We start from the raw sequence: 19,720 nt of genomic DNA, 5'->3' as shown, positions 1-19,720 counted from the left end.
TTACCGCGGAGCTATTTGTTTGGAACAAAACATGAACATAATGGGCCAGACACACGGAGGCGCGACGATGCTGAAGCGGTTGGTCCTGACCGGGTTGGTCGAGTTCATGGCGTTCGGGATGTTGTTCGCAGCGGTGGGCGCCTGGGCGATAGCCTTGGCACCGATCCGTTAGCCCGCAGCTGCGGTTTTCGCCCGGTTCCCGCCGGGACGGCGTTATGCACAGGCGATCCGCCCTTCCGTGCCGATTGTCCACAGGGGCGGCCCGAACTGGTGCTTCCAGGGCACGGCCGGTGGATATCGTTCGGAGGGAGCTCCGGGTCCGTCGACTCGGACCGGCCGAGCGGGGATGCTGTCCGTCCCCGGAACAAGGTCGGCCATGCCACGCCAGCTCAAGGAGGTCGGATTCGTCCACCTCCACGTCCATTCGTCCTATTCCCTGCTCGAAGGGGCGCTGAAGGTCGGCTCCCTGATCAAGGCCGCGGTCGCCGACCGGCAGCCGGCGCTGGCGCTCACTGATACCAACAACCTGTTCGGGGCTCTGGAATTCTCCGAGAAGGCGGCGGGGGAGGGCGTGCAGCCGATCGCCGGCGTGCAGCTGTCGGTGGCGTTCGAGGCGGCGGATCCGCACCAGCGGCAGGCGCCGCCGAGCCACGGCATCGTGCTGCTCGCCCAGGACGAGACCGGCTACGCCAACCTGCTGCGGCTGGCGAGCCGCGCCTATTTCGATACGGCGCTCGGTGAATCCCCCCGCCTCGACGCGGCGGCTCTCATCGGAGCCTCGGACGGGCTGATCGCGCTGACCGGCGGCCCCGGCGGCCCCCTTGACGCTGCCTTCCGGGCCGGACGGCCCGAGCTGGCGCTCGCCCGCCTCAAGCGCCTCAAGGAGGCGTTCGGCGAGGACCGGCTCTACGTCGAATTGCAGCGCCACGGCCTGCCCGAGGAGAACCGGATCGAGACCGCGCTTCTCGACCTCGCCGGCCGCCACGGCCTCGGGAGCGTGGCGACGAACGAGCCCTACTTCGCCAAGCCCGACGATTACGACGCTCACGACGCGCTGCTCGCCATCGCGGAGGGCCGCATCGTCTCGGACGACCGCCGCCGCCGGGTGACGCCGAGCCATGCCTTCAAGACCCGGGCCGAGATGGCCGAACTCTTTCGCGATCTCCCGGATGCGCTTCAGGCCTCCGTCGAGATCGCCATGCGCTGCGCCGTCCGGGCGCGGACCCGCAAGCCGATCCTGCCGAATTTCGGCGCCGTGGCGGCCGGCGAGACGCCCCCCATGGCGGAGGCCCTGGCGGAGGCGTCCGTTGCCGGTGCGCAGGCGGTCTCGGCCGACGAGCCGACGGAGCTGTGCCGGCAGGCCGAGGCCGGGCTGGAGTTGCGCCTGAAGCAGCACGGCACGGCGCCCGGCTTTACCGAGGAGGATTACCGCAAGCGCCTCGCCTTCGAGCTCGACGTCATCGTCAAGATGAAGTTCCCGGGCTATTTTTTGATCGTCTCCGACTTCATCAAATGGGCCAAGGACCACGACATCCCGGTGGGCCCGGGCCGCGGCTCGGGCGCGGGCTCGCTGGTGGCGTGGTCGCTCCTCATCACCGACCTCGATCCGCTGCGCTTCGGCCTGCTGTTCGAGCGCTTCCTCAACCCCGAGCGCGTCTCGATGCCGGATTTCGACATCGATTTCTGCGTCGAGGGCCGCGAGCGGGTGATCCGCTACGTGCAGCAGCGCTACGGCGACAGGCAGGTCGGGCAGATCATCACCTTCGGTACGCTGCTCGCCCGCGGCGTGCTGCGCGATGTCGGCCGCGTGCTGGAAATGCCCTACGGGCAGGTCGACAAGCTGACCAAGCTCGTGCCGCAGAACCCCGCCAACCCCGTGACGCTGGCCCAGGCGATCGAGGGCGAGCCGAAGCTCCAGCAGGCCATGGAGGAGGAGCCGGTCGTCGGTCGGCTGGTCGACATCTCCAAGAAGCTGGAGGGCCTGCACCGCCACGCCTCGACCCACGCGGCCGGCGTGGTGATCGGCGACCGGCCGCTCGAAGAACTGGTCCCGCTCTACCGAGACCCGAAGACCGGGATGCGGGTGACCCAGTTCAACATGAAGTGGGTCGAGCAGGCCGGCTTGGTGAAGTTCGACTTCCTGGGCCTGAAAACCCTCACCATGCTGCGGTGCTGCACCGATCTGCTGATGCAGCGCGGCATCCACATCGACCTCGCCGCCCTGCCGCTCGATGACGAGAAGACCTACGGACCCATGGGCCGGGGCGAGACGGTCGGCGTATTCCAGGTGGAATCGGCCGGCATGCGCAAGGCGCTCTGCGAGATGCAGGCGGACCGGCTGGAGGACATCATCGCCCTGGTGGCGCTGTACCGGCCGGGCCCGATGGCCAACATCCCGGTCTATTGCGAGCGCAAGCTCGGCCGGGACGCCGGCAACGAGGCGTCCTGGTACCCGGATCCGAAGCTGGAGCCGATGCTGAAGGAGACGTTCGGCATCATCGTCTACCAGGAACAGGTGATGGAGATCGCCAAGGTCCTGGCCGGCTACTCGCTCGGCGAGGCCGACATGCTCCGGCGCGCGATGGGTAAGAAGATCCGCGCCGAAATGGACGCGCAGCGCGACCGTTTCCTCAAGGGCTGCACCGAGCGCGGCCTGACCAAGGCCAAGGCCAACGAGATCTTCGACCTGCTCGCCAAATTCGCCGATTACGGCTTCAACAAGAGCCACGCGGCGGCCTACGCGCTGCTGACCTACCAAACCGCCTACCTGAAGGCGAACCATCCGGTCGAGTTCCTGGCCGCCGCCATGACGCTCGACATCGACAACACCGACAAGCTCGCCGAATTCCGTCAGGACGCGCAGCGCCTGAAGATCGTGGTCGAGCCGCCTTCGATCAACACCTCCGGCGAGGTGTTCGAAGTGCGCGACGGCAAGATCTTCTACGCGCTCGCCGCCATCAAGGGCGTCGGCCGCGAGGCGGTGCGGGCGCTGGTGGAGGCCCGCGGCGACCGGCCGTTCAAGGACCTCGCCTGCCTCGCCCGCCGGCTGAACCCGCGGATGATCAACAAGCGGACGCTCGAAAGCCTCGTCCAGGCCGGGGCGCTCGACTGCATCGAGCCCGACCGGGCCCGCGCCTTCGCGGCGGTGGAGCCGATGATGAAACTCGCCGCCAGCGCGGCGGAGGCCGCGTCGGCGGGCGTCACCGACATGTTCGGCGGTGTGGTGGCGGACGATGTGAGCTTGCGGATCCCGCCCCACGAGATCTGGCCGATGGCCGACACGCTCAAGCGTGAATATGCGGCGATCGGGTTCTTCATCTCGGGCCATCCGCTGGACGAGTACGGCGACCTCTTGGACAAGCTGCGGGTGCAGAGCTGGACGGATTTCTGCCGCGCGGTGCGGGCTGGGACGTCGAGCGTCGGCCGGGTGGCGGCCTCGGTGCTCGACCGGGCGGAGCGGCGGACCAAGACCGGCAACAAGATGGGCATCGTCACCCTGTCGGACCGGACCGCGCATTTCGAGGCGATCATCTTCTCGGAGGGGCTCGGCCAGTACCGCGACATCCTCGAACCGGGCCGTCCGCTGGTGCTCCAGCTCCAGGCCAACCTGGAGGGCGAGGACGTGCGCGCCCGCATCCTCACCGCGGAACCCCTCGATCAGGCGGTGGCCCGCCACCAGAAAGGGATCCGGATTCATCTGAGCGACCCACGTGGCGTCGCCCCCGTACAGCAGCGGCTGTCGATGCGGGGCGAGAGCGAGGTCTCGCTGATCCTCAAGCTCGACGGCGGCGAGCGCGAGGTGGAGATCCGGCTCCCCGGAAAATTCCAGGCGAGCCCCGCGCTCGCCGGCCAGCTGCGCACCGTTCCGGGGGTGGTGCAGGTGGAGGTGAGCTGATCAATCGAACGCCCGCCCCTGAGAATGCCCAGGGGCGGGACCATTTTGGCTTAAGTCGTAGGTCCACGACCCTCGATTGCTGCCCCTGACGGCTGCTGCGACGCGCTGTTCATCACCTCACGTCGGCAACCTCACCGAATCCGCCGGCCCAGCCGCTTCTGACGTGGGCGTAGGCCGCGCAAGGCCCTGCTGCCCGGGGACCTGTACAGGTGAGCGCGGCCCGGGGTCGGTCGGGCCCCGGGCCGCGCGCGCATCGGGACCCCGCCAGACCCTGTTTCGAGGCCGGGCAGCCGCCAAGGTTGCGGTCATCGCGCTCCACCGCCCGGTCGAGGCTCCTGACCTGCCTCCGGACCGTCTCGCCCTTGTCGCGGCCGCGAGAGCCGAGCACCTGCGGCGTCACGGGGCTCGCGATCCTGGCGATGATAGCAAGACCAACCAGAAGCTGAACCAGCGAGCGGGCATCCTGCCCTGTATTCAATCTACCCGGGCAGCTCCTGGCATGCGTCTCTCCCACCATCCAGCTGCGATCCGGGTCGTTCGGTTCGAGATGCCTTGACGTCTGCTGGCTGAAGATCGTGTTTGTGCCTCATGGCTTGGGAATGCTCCGCCGGCAATGAATCAGACATTGCCGGTCGGCCCTTTTTCATTGTGTTGATCGCACATGCCTGGGTCCGCGTCTCGGCAGGCCTGGCGCGGAGCGAGACTGCGAGTTGCCCAGCCATGCCCATCCCGTCCGCCCGGCGTGAGGCCACGCGCACCAAAACCGCGATCCTGATCTCCACCACCTCCCTGATGGCGCGACCGGCCACCGCCGAGCCGCTCACCCCAGCGCTGGCGCTGACCGTGCTCGTTAGGCTCCACCGCCCCGGGGCCAGCTTCGGACTCGGCGGTGCGCCGAGGCTGGATTTCCGGATCCCGCGCGGGCTGCGCGGGGGTGACCTGCCCGGCGAGATCGCCCGGCACGCCCTGGCGGATCAGGTCGCGGCGTCGGGGCGGTCCTGACGCGCCATGGCGATCGACTTCCTCGTCGCGTTGCTGCCGTTGCCGCTGACCCTGCCGGTGGCCCTGATCGACCTCCGGCGGCGGATCATCCCGGACGGGCTGAACCTGGCCTTGCTCGTCGCCGGCCTCCTCGTCGCGGGCCTCCGGGATCCCAGCCCCGGCGCCGTGCTGGCGCGGGTCGCCGCGGTGGCGCTCGCTCTCGCCGCCATGTGGTCGCTGCGGGCCCTCTACGCCCGCCTGCGCGGCCGGACCGGCCTCGGCCTCGGCGACGTGAAGTTCCTCGGGGCGGCGACGGCTTGGACGGGCCTCGCGCCGATGCCGTTCGTGATCCTGATCGCCAGCGGGAGCGCGCTCGCCTTTCTTGGGCTCGGGGCACTCGCCGGGCGGCGGATCAACGCTACGACGCCCTTGCCCTTCGGCCCCTTCCTCGCCCTCGGCCTTCACGGGGCGCTGTTGTTCACGCCGGGGCCGTGAGGGCGGAGAGGGGTTCAGCGCATGGGGGCTGGCGCAGCGTCGGGACAGGGCCGGCAGCCCGCATCCCCCCGGCTCGCTCATCGCTTGCTCACTGCGCCAGCTGGCCGACACTCAGGATCGCGCCCATCACCGAGACGATCAGGCCGCCGATCAGGCCGCCGACCGCGATCGTCACCAGGGGCGTGAACAGGGCGAGCATCCGGTCGATGCGCTGGCGGGTCTGGGTCTCGTGCATCTCGGCGGCGTGGGCCAGCACCGGGCCGAGGCGGTTGACCTGCTCGCCGCTGGCGATGAGGTTGAGGGTCGAGGGCGCGTAGGCGCGCAGGCGTGCGAGCCCGGAGGCGAGGCCGCCGCCCTCGGTCAGGCGCTGCGCCGCCTCGTCGAGGGCGCGGCGGAAAACCCGATTGCCGGCGAGCGGCCGGGCCGCGGCGACCGCGTCCGGCACCGGCACCTCGGCCTGGAGCAGGGTGGCCAGCACCCGGCAGATCCGCCCGAGCTCGATCCCGACCACGACCTCCCGCACCAGCGGCAGCCGCAGGGCGAGGCGGGAGCGGAAGGCCGCAAAGCCCGGCTCGGCCCAGAACCGCGCCAGGGCGAGGCCGCCGAGGAGCGCCCCGCCGAGGAGCATCGGCCACCCTGCCGACACGAAGGCGCCGAGCGCCCCGGCGGCCCGGATCGCGAAGGGCGGCGCCTGCCCGGTCCCCTCGAAGAGCGGTGCCAGGGCCGGCATCAGAACCCCGACGATCATCGCCACGGTGCCGAGCGCCATCACCACGAGCAGGGCCGGGTAGATCAGCGCCGAGGTCAGGTGGCGGCGCACTGCGTCCCGGCGCTCGATCGAGGCGGTCAGCGCGGCGATGACGTCGACCAGCGTCCCGGTCGCCTCACCGGCCCGGACGCTATCGACCATGTCCCGGGGGAACGCCACGGGATGGGCCGCCATCGCCCGGGACAGGGCCGCACCGCCGACCACCCGTTCGAGCAGGTCGGTCAGCACGGGCCTCAACGCCGCGGAGGCCTGCCGCTCGGTCAGGCGCAGGGCCCGGTCGACGGTCAGCCCGGCGCCGAGCAGCGTGCCGAATTCCCGCAGGAAGGCGATGCGGGCGGCATCGCTGACCCGGTCGCGGCCGAACAGGTCGCGCTTCCAGAAGGCCGCCGGGCCGGCGGGCGCGGGGGCGATCGCGAAGACCTGGAGCCCCTCGGCCCGGAGCTGCGCCACCGCGCGCTGGCGCGTTTCGGCCTCGACGGTCCCGGTGCGGGTCCGGCCGTCGGCCGCGTAGGCGCGATAGGCGAAGGGGCTCATGCGTCGAGCCCCTCCAGCACCCGCCCGACTTCGTCGAGGCTCGTCTGCCCGGCCGCCGCCAGGGCACGGCCGTTCTCGGCGAGTGGAACCACGCCCTCGGCCCGGGCGCGCGCCGCGATGGCCCGTTCCCCGGCCCGGTCGGCGATCAGGCCGCGCAAAACCCCGTCGAGGAGCATCACCTCGGACACGACCAACCGGCCGCGATAGCCGGTGCCGTTGCAGGCCGGGCAGCCGCAGGGCTGCCGCAGGGTGATGGCGGCGGAATCCGGCAGCCGCAGCGAGAGCCGCTCCCGCGCGGTGACGGGGGCGGGCGCCGAGCAGGCCTCGCACAGGCGCCGGACCAGCCGTTGGGCCACGACGCCGTTGAGCGTCGCAGCGATCAGGTAGGGCTCGATGCCCATATCCATCAGCCGCGTCACCGCGGCCGCGGCCGAATTGGTGTGCAGGGTCGAGACCACGAGGTGGCCGGTGAGCGAGGCCTGCACGGCGATCCGCGCGGTCTCGCCGTCGCGGATCTCGCCGATCATCACCACGTCCGGGTCCTGGCGCAGGATCGACCGCAGGGCGGCGGCGAAATCGAGGCCGATGCCCGGATGGGCCTGGACCTGATTGACCCCCGCCATCCGGTATTCCACCGGATCCTCCACGGTGACGATCTTGAGGTGCGGCCCGTTCAGGCGCTTCAACGCCGCATAGAGCGTGGTGGTCTTGCCCGAGCCGGTCGGGCCGGTGACCAGCACGAGGCCGTTCGGCCGGCTGATCATCGCCTGGATCCGCGCGATGGCGGGGGCGCCGAAGCCGAGGCCGGCAAAGTCGTCGACCCGGCGGGAGCCGTCGAGGACGCGCAGCACGACGCTCTCGCCATGGGCGGTCGGCAGGGTCGAGACCCGGATATCCACCTCCTGGCCCCGGTCGGGGGCCTTCATGCGGCCGTCCTGCGGCAGGCGCCGCTCGGCGATGTTGAGACCGGCCTGGATCTTGATCCGGGTGGTCAGGGCGAGCTGAACGGATTTCGCCAGCCGCTCCGCCTCGATCAGCACGCCGTCGACCCGGTAGCGCACCCGCAGGTCGCCCTCCTCGGCCTCCAGGTGGATGTCGGAGGCCGACAGCTCGAAGGCCTTGCGCACGAGGCGGGCGGCGAGCCGCACGATCGGCGCTTGGCTCGCGACGTCCTGGAGCTGGGCGAGGTCGTCGTCGATCACCCCGTCGGCGTCCGGCGCAGCATCGCCGTAGATCGCCCGGTGCGCCCGCTCGAAGGTGCCGGGCCCGATCAGGCGCCGCTCCACCGGCCGGTCGGCGAGATGGGCCAGCGCCTCCGGGATCTCCGGATCGAACGGATCGACCACGGCGACGGTCAGCCGGTCCGGCCCGGCGGAAACGGGCAGCACCCGGGCGCGGGCGCAGTAATCGCCGCTCAGCGCCTCCGCCAGGACGGGACCGGGGGGCACGGCGTCGGGGCTCAGGATCGGCAGGCCGGTCGCCTCCGACAGGGCGGTGGCCAGGGTGGCCTCGTGGATCAGGCCGAGCTCCACCAGCAGGACCGGCAGGGGCCGCCGGCCCGGCAGGTCGAGGGCGGCCAGTGCCCGCCCGTGGCCGGCCGGATCGAGGGCATCCCGCTCGGCCAGGAAGGCCACGAAGGCGCGGGCCGCGTCGCGGGGATCACGCGGGGCGCCGCGGCGGTCGGGGGCGGACCGGAGCGGGCGTGTCTTGGCGGCCCAGATCGTCAGCATCGCCGGCCCGACACGCGTGCAAGTTGCGCCTCATTCGGCAACAAGGCTGCCGCTGTAGACTGTATAACAATGCGATCCGGCACGGCTCTAGACCGATCTATAGGCGCGTAGATTTAAGCGCGCATGTTAAGCGCTTGGAAATACCGGAGGGTTAACGAATCGCAGGCACCTCCCCGAAGCCGGGCCGGAGCCCGCCGTGAGCGCCAGATCCACCGCCCCATTCCCGTTCCGGCTCGACCGTGCCTGGACCCGGTCCCCGCGTCTGCGCCAGATTCTCGATGCCGCCATCCACCTGTCGGGCCTTGCCGAATCCCGCGCCGACCGGGTTTCGACGCCGCTGTCGATCCATCTCGGAGCGCCCGGCGCGACGGCGATCGTGGTCGTCGACCGGCGCGGGGGAGAGCCACGGACCTACCGGTTCGAGACCGGCGCCGCGGGTGATCTGGGCCCCGACGACCTGGCCGAGCGGCTCGCGGCGATCGCGGGCGGCGGCCGGGTTCGGGTCAAGGTGCTGGTCGATCCGGCCGCCTGCTTCCTGCGCAGCCTCGTGCTGCCGGGGGCGGCGCTGCCGCGGATGCGCGCCCTCCTGGCCGAGGAACTGGAGGCCGCGACGCCGTTCCGGTCCGAATCCGTGTACAGCGACTGGTTCGTGGAGGGTGAGGACCTCGCCGCCCGCGCCCTGCACGTGCGCCACATCGTCTTGAAGAAGGCGCGGCTCGATCCGCTCCTCGCTGCCCTCGCAAGGGCCGGATTGCCGGCCGGTCCCGTGACGGTGGGTTCGAGCGAGGAGCAGACGCTGCCGATCGATCTGCTCAGCCATGGCCATCGCGCCCTGCCGGCCCTGTTGAGCGGCGGGCGGGTCGGCGACCGCGTCCTGACCCTGGGGGCTGTCCTGCTGCTGTTCGCGGCGTTCTGGGGCTTGCGCCGGCATCAGGAGGCGGACTTGTCGGCCCTCGACGCGGCCTTCGCGGCCGCGCGGCGGGAGGCCGGGCCACCCCTGCCGCAACCCGTCCAGGCGGGCTTGTCGGCGATCGAGGCCGGCCGGGCGCCGGCGCCGGTGCCGGCCTGGGACGCCCTCGCAGCCGCCCTCCCGGACAGCGCCGCGGCTTCGGCGCTCCACCTCGATCATGAGGGCGCGCTGGTCACCCTCTCGGCCGCCGACGAAGCCGGGGCGCTCGCCGCCCTCGTCGGGATTGCCGGCCTGGGACCGCCGGTGTTGCGCAGCGCTGCGGACGAACCGGGGGGCCGTCGCCGGCTCGTGGTGATGCTTCCGCGCGTCGCGGGGGGCCGCCGATGATGCGGATCCGGAATCTCGCCGCCCGGCCGCTCCTGGTGCGGCTCGCCGCCCTTGTCCTCCTCGCCGCCATCGCGACGGCACCACTCTCGGCAGCCCTCGACGCGGCGAACGCGATCGATGCCGCCCGCGACCGCCTCGGCCGGGCGCGGGCGCTGGCGGCCCGTCCGCCGGTGACGCCGCCCCTCGTGGCGGCCGATGGCGATACGCTGCTGGCCGCCTTCCGCGACCGCCTCGACGCCCTGGCGGCCGGGCGAGCCATCGTCATCGACGCGGCCACCCTTGAGCCTGACGCGGCCCGGCCCGACCTGCCACGCCTGCGCGTCTGGCTGCGCGGCACGTCGGCGGGCCTGCACGGGCTGCTGCACGCCCTGGATGGCGAAGCGCCCCGCCTCGTCGTGGAGGAGGCCGATCTGTCAGTCGCCCGCCCGGCCGATGGCGAGATCGGCCGTCCGACGATCCTGAACCTCGTCGTGATGGCCCGCGGGGTGATCGCGCCGCCGCCCGGGAGGAAGAGACCGTGAGGGCGCCGCTCGGGATCCTGGCCGCGAGCGGCTGGCGCCTGCGCGCCGCCTTCGGTCTCGCGGGCCTCGCAGTCGTGGGTGTGCAGTCCTGGCCGGTCGCGATCGACGCCCCCCCGCCGCGGGTTCCACCCGCTCCGGCGGCCCCGGCTGAGGGCTCAGCGCTCCGCCGGCCGCTGTTCGATCCGAGCCGCCAGGCCTGGACGGCCGCGGGCAGCCGCGATCTGATCCTGCGGCCGGACCCGGTTCCGCCGGTCCTCGTGCTCCGCGGGATCCGCCGCGACGGGGCGGCGGCCCGGGCCTTCATCGACGACGGCAGCGGCGACCCGGCCTGGCTCGCCCCGGGCGAGGGCCGCGGCGACTGGCGCATCGTGGCCATCGGGGCCGACCGGGTCACCGTGACCCAGCGGGGGCGCCTGTTCGAGGCGGTGTTCCTGGGCGAGCCCGCGACGCTGCGCCCGACGCCGTTCGCGGACCGGCCGGTGGACGTGCATCCGTAGGGTCGAGAGCCGCTCAACCGTGTGAAGGGCCGCGGATCGGCCGATTGCGGGCACGGCGCAGAGGGCCAGGAGCGATGGTCGATTGGAGGCGCGCGCGAGCCGAGCCTTGGGTATCGCCGGGTTGCCCGCCGTTGGCAGTCCGTCCGCAAGGGATGGGATTCCGTTTACCCGCGTTAATGCCCGTTCGAATGAAAGCGGACGGTGCACGGGCGATGGTGTCGGACTGCGCATCAGGCTTCGCAAACGCGGTGGCGCACGACGCCGGCTATGCCCGTGAAAAGCGAGCGATCTGACTCTGTAGAGGTTCACAATGCTGGGACAGTTCGGAAGCCGCTGAAAGCAGCCCGGCAGCTGCCGTGCCCAGTTCCTGTAACGCCTGCCCCGCACCCGAGATGGCCCACATTACTTGAGTCTGCCAAGCATCACTCGCTTTTGGAGAGCCATCGGATCATGCGGCTCCCGAAAACGGCATGGCAGTTTCTAGCTCCAGTTTCCTCGCAGCAGAGCTGGGAGGATCAATCAATGCGATAAATCATGCCATCTTGGTCATGGGATCACCGGAAATCCGTGATCTGAAGTACAAAAAATTTCATAGATATTGGGCAGTATCTTTCTATGTGCCTCTGTCCGCTGATGTGCCATGTTTTTTCAGTCCAAGTATTATCCAGGAGATGATCTGACGTCTTATGCCCGCAACGGATCCGATTTCAGATTAAGTATCTCAGCCACCTTGAAGGTGTCGCTTCTAAATGATCGTCGGGGATCGTTGCCGATCCTGTTTGCGGCTTTGCTGGTGCCGCTGGTCGGGCTCGCTGGCGGAGCGATCGACTATGGTCGGGCCATCCAGGATAGGACGAGGCTCAACAACGCTCTCGACGCCGCCGTCATCGTCGCCGCCAACCAAGCGCAATCGGACGATGTCAGGAACCTGTCGTCGGCCCTGATCATCGCGAATGCGACGCAGGCCGCCATGGATTCCTTCAATTCGGCCCCGAACCTCCCGGCCGGCACACAGGCCTCCTTCACGGTCGTCCCGCAGAACCGGACTGTCACCGTGACGGGCACCTACACGTCGTCGACAATCACTTCGCTCCTGAAGATCGCAGGGGTCAACAAGTTCTCATTGAGCGGTACCGCCGCTTCTAGTCTCAACCTGTCCCCGATGGTCGACATCTATCTGCTGATCGACGTCTCGGGATCGATGGCAATCGGCGCGACGCAGGCGGACATCAACACCCTCAACAGCAAGATTGGGTGCGCCTTCGCCTGCCACGACGGCAATCCCGTGGCAGGAACCTCTTATGATGCCTTCCAGTGGGCGCAGAAGAACGGCATCACGCTACGCATCAACGAGATCAACAAGGGGATCACGGACTTCGTCACGTGGCTGCAAAGCCAGTCGTCGGCTTCCAAGCGCCTGCGGATCGCGGTTTATTCCTTCAGCACAACACTGACAACGGTCGTTCCCGTAACAAGTACGCTAAGCGCTGCTTCGAGCAACCTCCCCCAAGCCCCCTCGACCTCCGGCGACTACGACGGCGCGACCCTGTTCAGCACGCTCATGCCCACGTTCGCCGGCACCGTCGGGATCGGCGGCGACGGGATCACCACACCCAAGAAACTCGTCATCATCGCGACCGACGGGGTGGCGGATCCGACCCGGACCTGGGCGAGCTACCAGCCGTGGCTACAGCCACAGGTGACCCCCTTCTCGCCGAGCGACTGCCGCAAGCTCGATCCCAGCGTTTCGATCGGCGTCCTCTACGCTCCCTACCTTCAGATGACCTGGGATTGGGGCTACATGGCCACCCTCGGGCAGCGGAGCCAAATCGGGAACTCCGGGACGCGGTTCGACGACATCGTCCCGCAATTGACCACCTGCGCCAGCACGGCGAACCTTTTCGTGAACGCCGCGACGACGCCCTCGATCGGAACGGCCTTCCAGACGATCTTCCAGAACTTCACCCAGGTGCGGCTGTCCAAATGAGCGTCGCCCGGCAGCACCGGCGACGCTTCCGCAGTGTCGCGCAGCGGCTTCGCCACGATGCCAACGGCGCCTACGCGGTCGAGTTCGCCTTCGCTGGAAGTCTCTTCATCGTCGTGAGCCTTGTTCTCTGCCAGTACGCGATGGTCTACATGGCACGCGAAAGTCTGACGCTCGCCCTGGATCAGGCGGTACGGACGCTGCTGACGGGTGTTTTTCAACAGAGCAACGCGGGATCCACGAACCAGACACAGATCCTGCAGAACCTGAAGGCCGTGGTCTGCGGTCCTACGCCGACGTTCCGCAACTACTTGTTCCGATGCAGTGACATCGTGCTCGACGTACGCGTCGCGAGTTCGTTCTCGGCGAGTTCTGGCAATGCGTCGCCGGTCGACGGTTCGACGGGAACATGGGCCGCCGGGTTCGGGACCACCTACTCGTGCCCCGGCCCGAAAAGCATCGCGGTGGTTCGGGCTGCGGTGAAGTATCCGCTCTTCGCGCGTGGCCTGAGCTTCGGACTGTCGGCCTTCACAGACGGCTCCGCCCTGCTTCAGAGCGCGGCTGTGTTCCGGATCGAACCCTATCAATCCGGCAGCGGAAGCGCCTGCTGATGTCTGCGATCCGCCTCCTGCGCGCCGATCCGAGCCGCCCCTTTCTGCGCGACTGCGAGGGGGTGGCCGCGCTGGAGTTCGCGCTCATCCTGCCGATCCTGCTCATGTTTTTGGCCGCGACGGCCGAGTTCGTGAGTGCCGTCGATCAGAAGCGGAAGGTCGCGCAACTCGGTCGGACGTTGGCCGACCTCACAGCACAGGGCGACACCCAAAATCCGGTCTCCTCCACCCTCATGTCCGATATCGTGGCATCGTCCGGACCGATCCTGGCGCCATTCCCCTCCACGGCCGCCACGATCCAGATCTCGGCGGTCGGCGTGTATCAGGCGAACAATCCCTCCACCGCGTATGTCTGCTCGGTCTATCCCACTACCGGCAAGCGCAGCGTCGGCTCCGCAACGGATATCGCCGTCCCGAAAAACTTCCAGCGGATCGGCGCGCGCTTCGTGCTGGTGGAAGTCACCATGCCCTTCAAACCCATCCTCGGCGCCATGACTCCGAAGATCGTCCGCGGACTGAATCTGAATTTCACGTGGGCCGAGAAGGTAACCTGGCCAGTACGTTCTGGGTCAACGTATTTGGGAGATTCGGAGATCGTTCTTCCGAACGGAAGACAATGCCCATGAGACTAAACATCAAATCTATGCAACAAATATTTCGCCTGTAGACCACCATCGGCAGCATTTCGCATGCGCGCTGTGGGTTGGCCGCGGGAGATCCCCTTTGAGGCGAGTGGCTGACGTCTGCTCCCCACCCTAAGCCGAAGTCGCCAGACATCCGCCGAACGACCGCTTATGGGAAGCGCCCCTGGCGATTCGGGCGCCTGCTGTGGGTCGGAAGCGGCCCTTGAGCCGCGTTACAGTCATCGAACGCATCCCGAGGCCCCACCAACCTCCTCAATCCATCATCCGCCGCAGCACCCCCTCCGTCCCCGGCACCGGCGCGGCGAGTGTGGGGGGCGGGAGGACCGGGCGGACCGGCATCATCGCCTTGAGCTGCTGGCGGAAATCCTCGGCGATCCGGTCGGCCTCGACGGTGCCGCGGATCACCTTCGGGCGGATGAACACGATCAGCTCCGTCCGGGTGCGCAAGTCCGAGCGGTTGCGGAAGGCCGGGCCGATCAGCGGCAGGTCCCCCAGGATCGGCAGGCTCTCGGTGGAGAGCTGCGACTTCTCCTGAACCAGCCCGCCCAGCGCCAGGGTGTGCCCGTCATGCACCGCCACGCTCGTCGCCACCCGACGCTGGCGGATCGTGGGCGAATCGATCGTCGAGGAGGTGGTCGGCACCACGTCGCTCACCTCCTGATTGATGTCGAGCACCACGAGGCCGTTCTTGTTCACCCGCGGGGTCACCGCCAGGATCACGCCGGTATCCTTCAGCTCGATCTGGTTGAGGATCGGCGCGCCGGCCGAGAGTGCGCTCTGGCCGCTCTGCTTCACGATCGGCACCTGATCGCCGATCTGGAGTTTGGCCGTACGGTTGTCGAGCACGGTGATGTTGGGCGAGGACAGGACGTGGACCGTGGTCACGCCCTGGAGGGCGTTCAGCACGACGTTGAAGTTCGTCCCGCTCATCAGGTAGTTGAAGCCCGGCACGCCCCGGGTCGCGGCGCTGATCAGGGCCGCCGTGCCGCTGACCGCGGTGCCGGTGGCGGTGACCTTCGAGGCCGTGCTCACCCCCACGGTGTTGCTGGTGGCGAGGTTCAGCCGGTCGCCCCGGTTCTGCAGGAACCATTGCACGCCGAATTGCAGCTGATCGTTCAGCGTCACCTCGGCGATCACGGTCTCCAGCAGCACCTGCGTGGGCATCGCGTCGAGCCGGCCGAGGATGTTGAGAATCTTGTCGTACTGGTTGCGGGTCGCCGAGATGACGAGGCTGTTATTGGTCTCGTCGGCGACGATGCCGACGCCGGTGCGGCGCAGGCCCGCCCCGTAGCCGGCCTCCGCCCCGGAGGCGCTCCCGCCATAGCCCCCCGCGCTGCCGAAGCCTGGATCGCCACCGAGGCCGCCCGCACCCGCGAGGCTCGTCCGCTGGGTCGCGCCCCCACCTGCGCCGAAGCCCGCGCCGAAGCCCGGGCTCTGCCCGAAGCTCGACGCAGCCCCTGAGCCGCCGCTGCCAAACCCGCCCGGACCCGACGGCACGGCGCCCTGACCGGCCGTGCCGAACCCCGTGGCCGAACCGGAGCCCGAGGCGTCGCCACCCAATCCCGAAGCGCCGAAGCCCGCGCCGGACGCGTCCGGCCCGAACCCGGCGCCAGACCCGGCGGCGGCCGAGACGTTCACCGGGCTGCCGGTCTCGGCGGCGACGACGTTCTGCAGGACGGCAGCGAGTTCCTTGGCCGAGCGGTTCTGGATCCGGTAGACGAAGAGCTGCCGCTCCCGGTCGGCCGCGAGGGTCTCGAGCTCGGCGAGCCAGACCCGGGCGCGGTCGAGATAAGCGGCGCGCGAGCTGACCACCAGCACGGCGCTCAGCGCTTCGTTCGGCACGAACCGGATCACATCCCCGGTCCCCGCCGTCTCGCCGCCGAAGATCTGCGTGAGGTCGCGGGCGATCGCCCGGGGATTGGCGCTGCGCACCGGCAGCATGGCGGTCGACATACCGCGCATCCAGTCGACATCAAACACCGCGATGGTCTCGCGCAGGGTGTGGATCTGGCCGGCATCGCCCTTGAGAATCAGCAGGTTGCGCCCCCGGTCGGCCCGCAGCACCACGTCGCGCGGGGCGACCGCCGCCAGGATCGCCTGCATCTCGGCGGCCGCGATCCAGCGCAGGGGTACGATGACGGCGCCCGCCTCGGCGCCCGCGCCCCGCACCGGCTGGAGGGTGTCGGCCCCCACCGGCAGGATCTGCGCCGTCCGGCCCCGGCGCCGCAGGACGAGGCCGCGGCTGGAGAGCGCCCCCTCGAACAGCGCAAGCAGCGCCGCGCGCGTCACCGGGCCGCCCGTCTGGAGGGTGAGGGTGCCGTTGATCGGGGCGTCGAGCGTGTAGCCCCAGCCAAGCGTGTCGGCGAGCACCACCTTGGCGGCCACCGGGATCGGCACCTCGACGAGGTTGAGACTGACCGGGCCGCCGGTAAAAGGCTCCGCCGCCGACGCGTCGCGGCCGGCGAGCCGGTCGGTGCCCCGGGCGACGATCCCGGCCACGCCCGACAGTGGCTCGGCAGCCGTCGCGGCACCCGTCGCAAGGCAGAGCATCACCGCGCCGGCGAACTGTGCGCGCCCCCTCATGAATCCGGTCAGCCCCCGCCTCGGATGTCTTACTTCGACCGAGGCCTAGGATTTTATGGTTAATAGATCCTTTATATGCAATTTTCGAGCGGAAAAAGTTGAGTTCTTACGTGTTTTTTACGGCGAAAACCGTGATATTGTTGTAAAATCGGGTTGTACACCCACCTATAAATTGCGCACCCGATCGGCACATTCTCGGATCACAACCGGAATGAGAATAAATCTGGTAAATTTCCCTTAAAAGTAGAGATGCGCAAGTGTGTACATCTATCTTGCGTTGAAATCCGCAGCTTATTGTTCAACCATAGTATTGATAGCGAACAATATATTATATTAATTGCGCCGATAGACTCGACTCACAGTCTCTATCCGGCCTAATTCGTTGACTGTGATGCCTGGGTATTGGTGATTGCGTAGAGTCGAGCAATTCCGATCACCCGATAAGCAACTTAAGGTCGGCGGATCGGCACTGGGGGCGTGACAATGCGATCAACGCTGCGCGTTTGGGCGCTGATAGCCGGCATCAGCCTACTCGGAATGCTGGGTGAAGGCCCATCCCGGAGCGCGCGTGCCAGTGACCTCACGGGCCTGCTGTGGCCGGGCGGCACGGCGGAGCACCGGGCCGATGTCCAGGGGCGCGCCGTCTCGTCCGCGACGCTGGCGGACCGGATTACCGTGGTCTCGTTCGTGCGCGCAGGCTGCATGATCCTCTGCGTCACCCGCCTGATGGATCTCGACCGGCTCGCCCGCGACCTGCCGGATGCCCTGCGCGGACGCGTGGTGTTCCTGGCCATCGACACCGACCCCGCGGCCGATGACGCGGCGCGCCTGCGTGCCTTCGCGGAGTCCCTCGTCGGACCGGAGCCGCGCCTGCACCTCCTCACCGCCGACGCCGCCGCGACGCGGGCGCTCGCTGCGGCTCTGCACTACCCAGCCTCCGCGCTGCCCGAGCCGCCGCCGACGGTCCTGCTGTTCGACCGGCGCGGGCAGGTCGCCATGACGTATGGCGGCGACCCCCTCGATGCCCCGCGCCTGGCCCGGGACATCGCCACCCTCGACACCTTCACCCAGGGTCTCGACCAGGCGTCAGCGGATGCGTCGGGACCGTCACAGACCGCCCGCTGAACCTCCCCTCCCTACGGACTGCCCCATGCCCTCGCATCTTCCCAACCGGCTCCGCCGGCGCGTCCTGCTGGCCGCCACGATGCTGTCCTCCGGCCTCGCTTGGCCCGCCGAAGCCGCCCTCTACGGCGTCGTCGTCACCCCGGTGACCGATCCCCTGCTCGCCGGCCTGTCGATCCCCGCCTCGGCGCCGACCGCCGGCCTGTTCTCGTCGGTGAAGGACTGGCCGATGAACGCCGTCACCCTCGGCCTCCTGCCGAGCGGCAAGGTCGTGTCGTTCGGCACGCCGGGCGGGAGCCCGGGCACGCAGGACGGCCGCACCTTCGACATCTGGGATCCGAGCGTCGGCTTCGGCGGCGGCCACACGACCCTGCAGGGGGTGGTCGGGGTCAACAGCTTCTGCGGCACGCAGGCTTTCCTGAGTGACGGCTCCCTGCTGGTCGCGGGGGGCATCTTCGACACCGGCAACGACAAGGGCAGCGTCATCCTCAACCCCAAGGCTGCCGCGCTCACGGCCGTGCAGCAGAAATTCGCCAATGACCGCTACTACGCGACGATGATTACCCTGCCGGATGCGCGACAACTGATCATGGGCGGGTCCTATCCCTATCTCGGCGGCTATGCCGACCCGCAGGGCAGCATCGACAAGGGCTACATGACCGGCATGACCCCGGAGATCTACGTCAACGGTCAGTGGAGCAGCCTGTTCGGCGCCAAGAGTCGCGAGGCCTTCGGCCCCGACAACAATCGCTGGTGGTATCCCCGCGCCTGGGTGGCGCCGTCCAACAAGGTGTTCGGCATCTCGGCCGACAGGATGTGGATGCTCGACGTGAGCGGCACCGGCTCGGTCACCAGCTGGGCGTTCAAGCAGCCGCAGCGCAGCGCCACCTCCGCGACCGACGCGCCGAATGTCGGCCCGACCTCCACGGCGGTCATGTACGACACCGGTAAGATCCTCCAGGTCGGCGGGAACAGCTACGACAACACCAACGGCTTCCTGTCGAGCAGCCTCGCCACGATCGTCGACATCACCAGCGGCACGCCGGTCGTCACCGAGACCACGCCGATGACGTTCGGCCGGGCCTGGGCGCAGTCCACGGTCCTGCCGACCGGCCAGGTGGTGGTGTCGGGCGGCAGCCTGAGCAACAACCAGGACGGCGCCAACGCCGTGCTGCAGGCGGAGATCTGGGACCCGAAGACCGGCACGTGGTCCCTCGGCGCCTCGGGCGCCGTCTACCGCGGCTACCACTCCACCGCGATCCTGATGCAGAACGGCGCCCTGCTGATCGCCGGGGGCGGCGCGCCGGGTCCGGTCAACAACCAGAACGCGGAAGTCTACTATCCGCCCTACCTGTTCACCGCGCAGAACGGCACCGCCGCTCTGGCGCCCCGCCCGCAGATCGTCAGCCTCAGCACGGTCACGCCGAACTACAATCAGACGCTGCAGTTCGAGTTGAGTTCGCAGAACGGCCTGTCCCAGGTGGTGCTGGTCGGGCTGAGCCAGGTCACCCACAGCTTCAACACCACGCAGCGGCGCTACGTGGCGCGCTTCACGCAGTCGGGCCAGGGGGTGGCGGTGAAGACGCCGGACTCCCCCGGGGTGCTGCCCCCCGGCTACTATCAGCTCGTCGCCATCGACACGAAGGGCGTCCCGTCCCCGGGGGTGATCGTCGGGTTCGGCGGCTACGGCGCGCCGGTACAGACGGCCACGCTCGTCGCCCCGTCGAGCACGGCCGCGAATGGCGGTGGCGGGACCAGCGGCTCGGGCGGCACCGGAACCGGGACTGGCGGCATCGGAACCGGCGGCGGCACCACCGGCACCGGCGGCACGGGAACGGCCGGCGGAACGGGCCAGGGCGGCTCCACCGGCGACCTCCTGAAGGCGGCCCATTCCGGCCTGTGCCTCTCGGTGGCGGGGCTCGCCCGGCTCGCGCACATCCCGACCGCATCCGCGGCTGGTACGCAGATACATAGCTGCGTGATCAGGCAATCACATGGCTATGTGATCACGTGACTGCGCGCTTAGATGTCCTCGGGGTCCCGCCCTGGTGCCTGAC

14 protein-coding genes are annotated in these 19,720 nt (G+C 69.2%); 11 read left to right on the top strand and 3 right to left on the bottom strand.

Annotated features, from left to right (window positions below):
• The first annotated feature begins 376 nt into the window (after positions 1–376).
• From dnaE to MKK88_RS04585, 3 genes are all read left to right on the top strand, one after another.
• Positions 377–3,895 (top strand): DNA polymerase III subunit alpha, encoded by a 3,519-nt coding sequence (dnaE, locus tag MKK88_RS04595; protein ID WP_243997423.1) that lies wholly within the window; start codon positions 377–379, stop codon positions 3,893–3,895.
• 720 nt (positions 3,896–4,615) lie between these two features.
• Entirely contained in the window at positions 4,616–4,897 is a 282-nt protein-coding gene (locus tag MKK88_RS04590; protein WP_243997422.1) for a hypothetical protein, read from the top strand.
• A gap of 6 nt (positions 4,898–4,903) precedes the next feature.
• A complete protein-coding gene (locus MKK88_RS04585; protein ID WP_243997421.1) occupies positions 4,904–5,371 on the top strand; it encodes a prepilin peptidase in 468 nt (155 codons plus the stop codon).
• Between the two features lie 88 nt (positions 5,372–5,459).
• Here MKK88_RS04585 and MKK88_RS04580 read toward each other — a convergent pair whose 3' ends face one another.
• Positions 5,460–6,674: a type II secretion system F family protein gene (locus MKK88_RS04580; RefSeq protein WP_243997420.1), complete on the bottom strand. Its 1,215-nt coding sequence runs from the start codon at positions 6,672–6,674 to the stop codon at positions 5,460–5,462.
• Positions 6,671–8,404, bottom strand: coding sequence for a GspE/PulE family protein (locus MKK88_RS04575; protein ID WP_243997419.1), 1,734 nt, complete (start codon positions 8,402–8,404; stop codon positions 6,671–6,673). Before MKK88_RS04575 ends, MKK88_RS04580 begins: the two co-directional genes overlap by 4 nt.
• Positions 8,405–8,600: 196 nt before the next feature.
• Between MKK88_RS04575 and MKK88_RS04570 the strand changes: the two genes are divergently transcribed.
• The 6 genes from MKK88_RS04570 to MKK88_RS04545 all read left to right on the top strand — a co-directional run bounded on the left by MKK88_RS04570 (position 8,601) and on the right by MKK88_RS04545 (position 13,940).
• Positions 8,601–9,701 (top strand): hypothetical protein, encoded by a 1,101-nt coding sequence (locus MKK88_RS04570; RefSeq protein WP_243997418.1) that lies wholly within the window; start codon positions 8,601–8,603, stop codon positions 9,699–9,701.
• Positions 9,698–10,222, top strand: coding sequence for a hypothetical protein (locus tag MKK88_RS04565; RefSeq protein WP_243997417.1), 525 nt, complete (start codon positions 9,698–9,700; stop codon positions 10,220–10,222). The genes MKK88_RS04570 and MKK88_RS04565 overlap by 4 nt, the downstream gene beginning before the upstream one ends.
• Positions 10,219–10,719 (top strand): hypothetical protein, encoded by a 501-nt coding sequence (locus MKK88_RS04560; protein ID WP_243997416.1) that lies wholly within the window; start codon positions 10,219–10,221, stop codon positions 10,717–10,719. The genes MKK88_RS04565 and MKK88_RS04560 overlap by 4 nt, the downstream gene beginning before the upstream one ends.
• Before the next feature lie 766 nt (positions 10,720–11,485).
• On the top strand, positions 11,486–12,706 hold the full coding sequence (locus MKK88_RS04555) for a TadE/TadG family type IV pilus assembly protein (RefSeq protein WP_243997415.1): 1,221 nt from the start codon (positions 11,486–11,488) through the stop codon (positions 12,704–12,706).
• Positions 12,703–13,314, top strand: a complete 612-nt coding sequence (locus tag MKK88_RS04550; protein WP_243997414.1) for a TadE/TadG family type IV pilus assembly protein — start codon at positions 12,703–12,705, stop codon at positions 13,312–13,314. The genes MKK88_RS04555 and MKK88_RS04550 overlap by 4 nt, the downstream gene beginning before the upstream one ends.
• Positions 13,314–13,940 carry a TadE/TadG family type IV pilus assembly protein gene (locus MKK88_RS04545; RefSeq protein WP_243997413.1) on the top strand — a complete coding sequence of 209 codons (627 nt, stop codon included), beginning with the start codon at positions 13,314–13,316 and terminating at the stop codon, positions 13,938–13,940. The genes MKK88_RS04550 and MKK88_RS04545 overlap by 1 nt, the downstream gene beginning before the upstream one ends.
• A 270-nt stretch (positions 13,941–14,210) precedes the next feature.
• Here the strand turns inward: MKK88_RS04545 and gspD are convergent, their stop codons facing one another.
• Positions 14,211–16,541 (bottom strand): type II secretion system secretin GspD, encoded by a 2,331-nt coding sequence (gene gspD / locus MKK88_RS04540; RefSeq protein ID WP_243997412.1) that lies wholly within the window; start codon positions 16,539–16,541, stop codon positions 14,211–14,213.
• 483 nt (positions 16,542–17,024) lie between these two features.
• Between gspD and MKK88_RS04535 the strand changes: the two genes are divergently transcribed.
• The gene (locus tag MKK88_RS04535) at positions 17,025–17,666 is read left to right on the top strand and encodes an SCO family protein (protein WP_243997432.1); all 642 of its coding nucleotides are present in this window, start codon (positions 17,025–17,027) and stop codon (positions 17,664–17,666) included.
• Between the two features lie 25 nt (positions 17,667–17,691).
• The gene (locus tag MKK88_RS04530) at positions 17,692–19,677 is read left to right on the top strand and encodes a glyoxal oxidase (protein WP_243997411.1); all 1,986 of its coding nucleotides are present in this window, start codon (positions 17,692–17,694) and stop codon (positions 19,675–19,677) included.
• The last annotated feature ends 43 nt before the right edge of the window (positions 19,678–19,720 follow it).

This window comes from Methylobacterium sp. E-005 (assembly GCF_022829725.1).
Taxonomy (GTDB): domain Bacteria; phylum Pseudomonadota; class Alphaproteobacteria; order Rhizobiales; family Beijerinckiaceae; genus Methylobacterium.
Note: the sequence above shows the minus strand (reverse complement) of the source record. Positions and strands in the feature narration are given on the sequence as shown.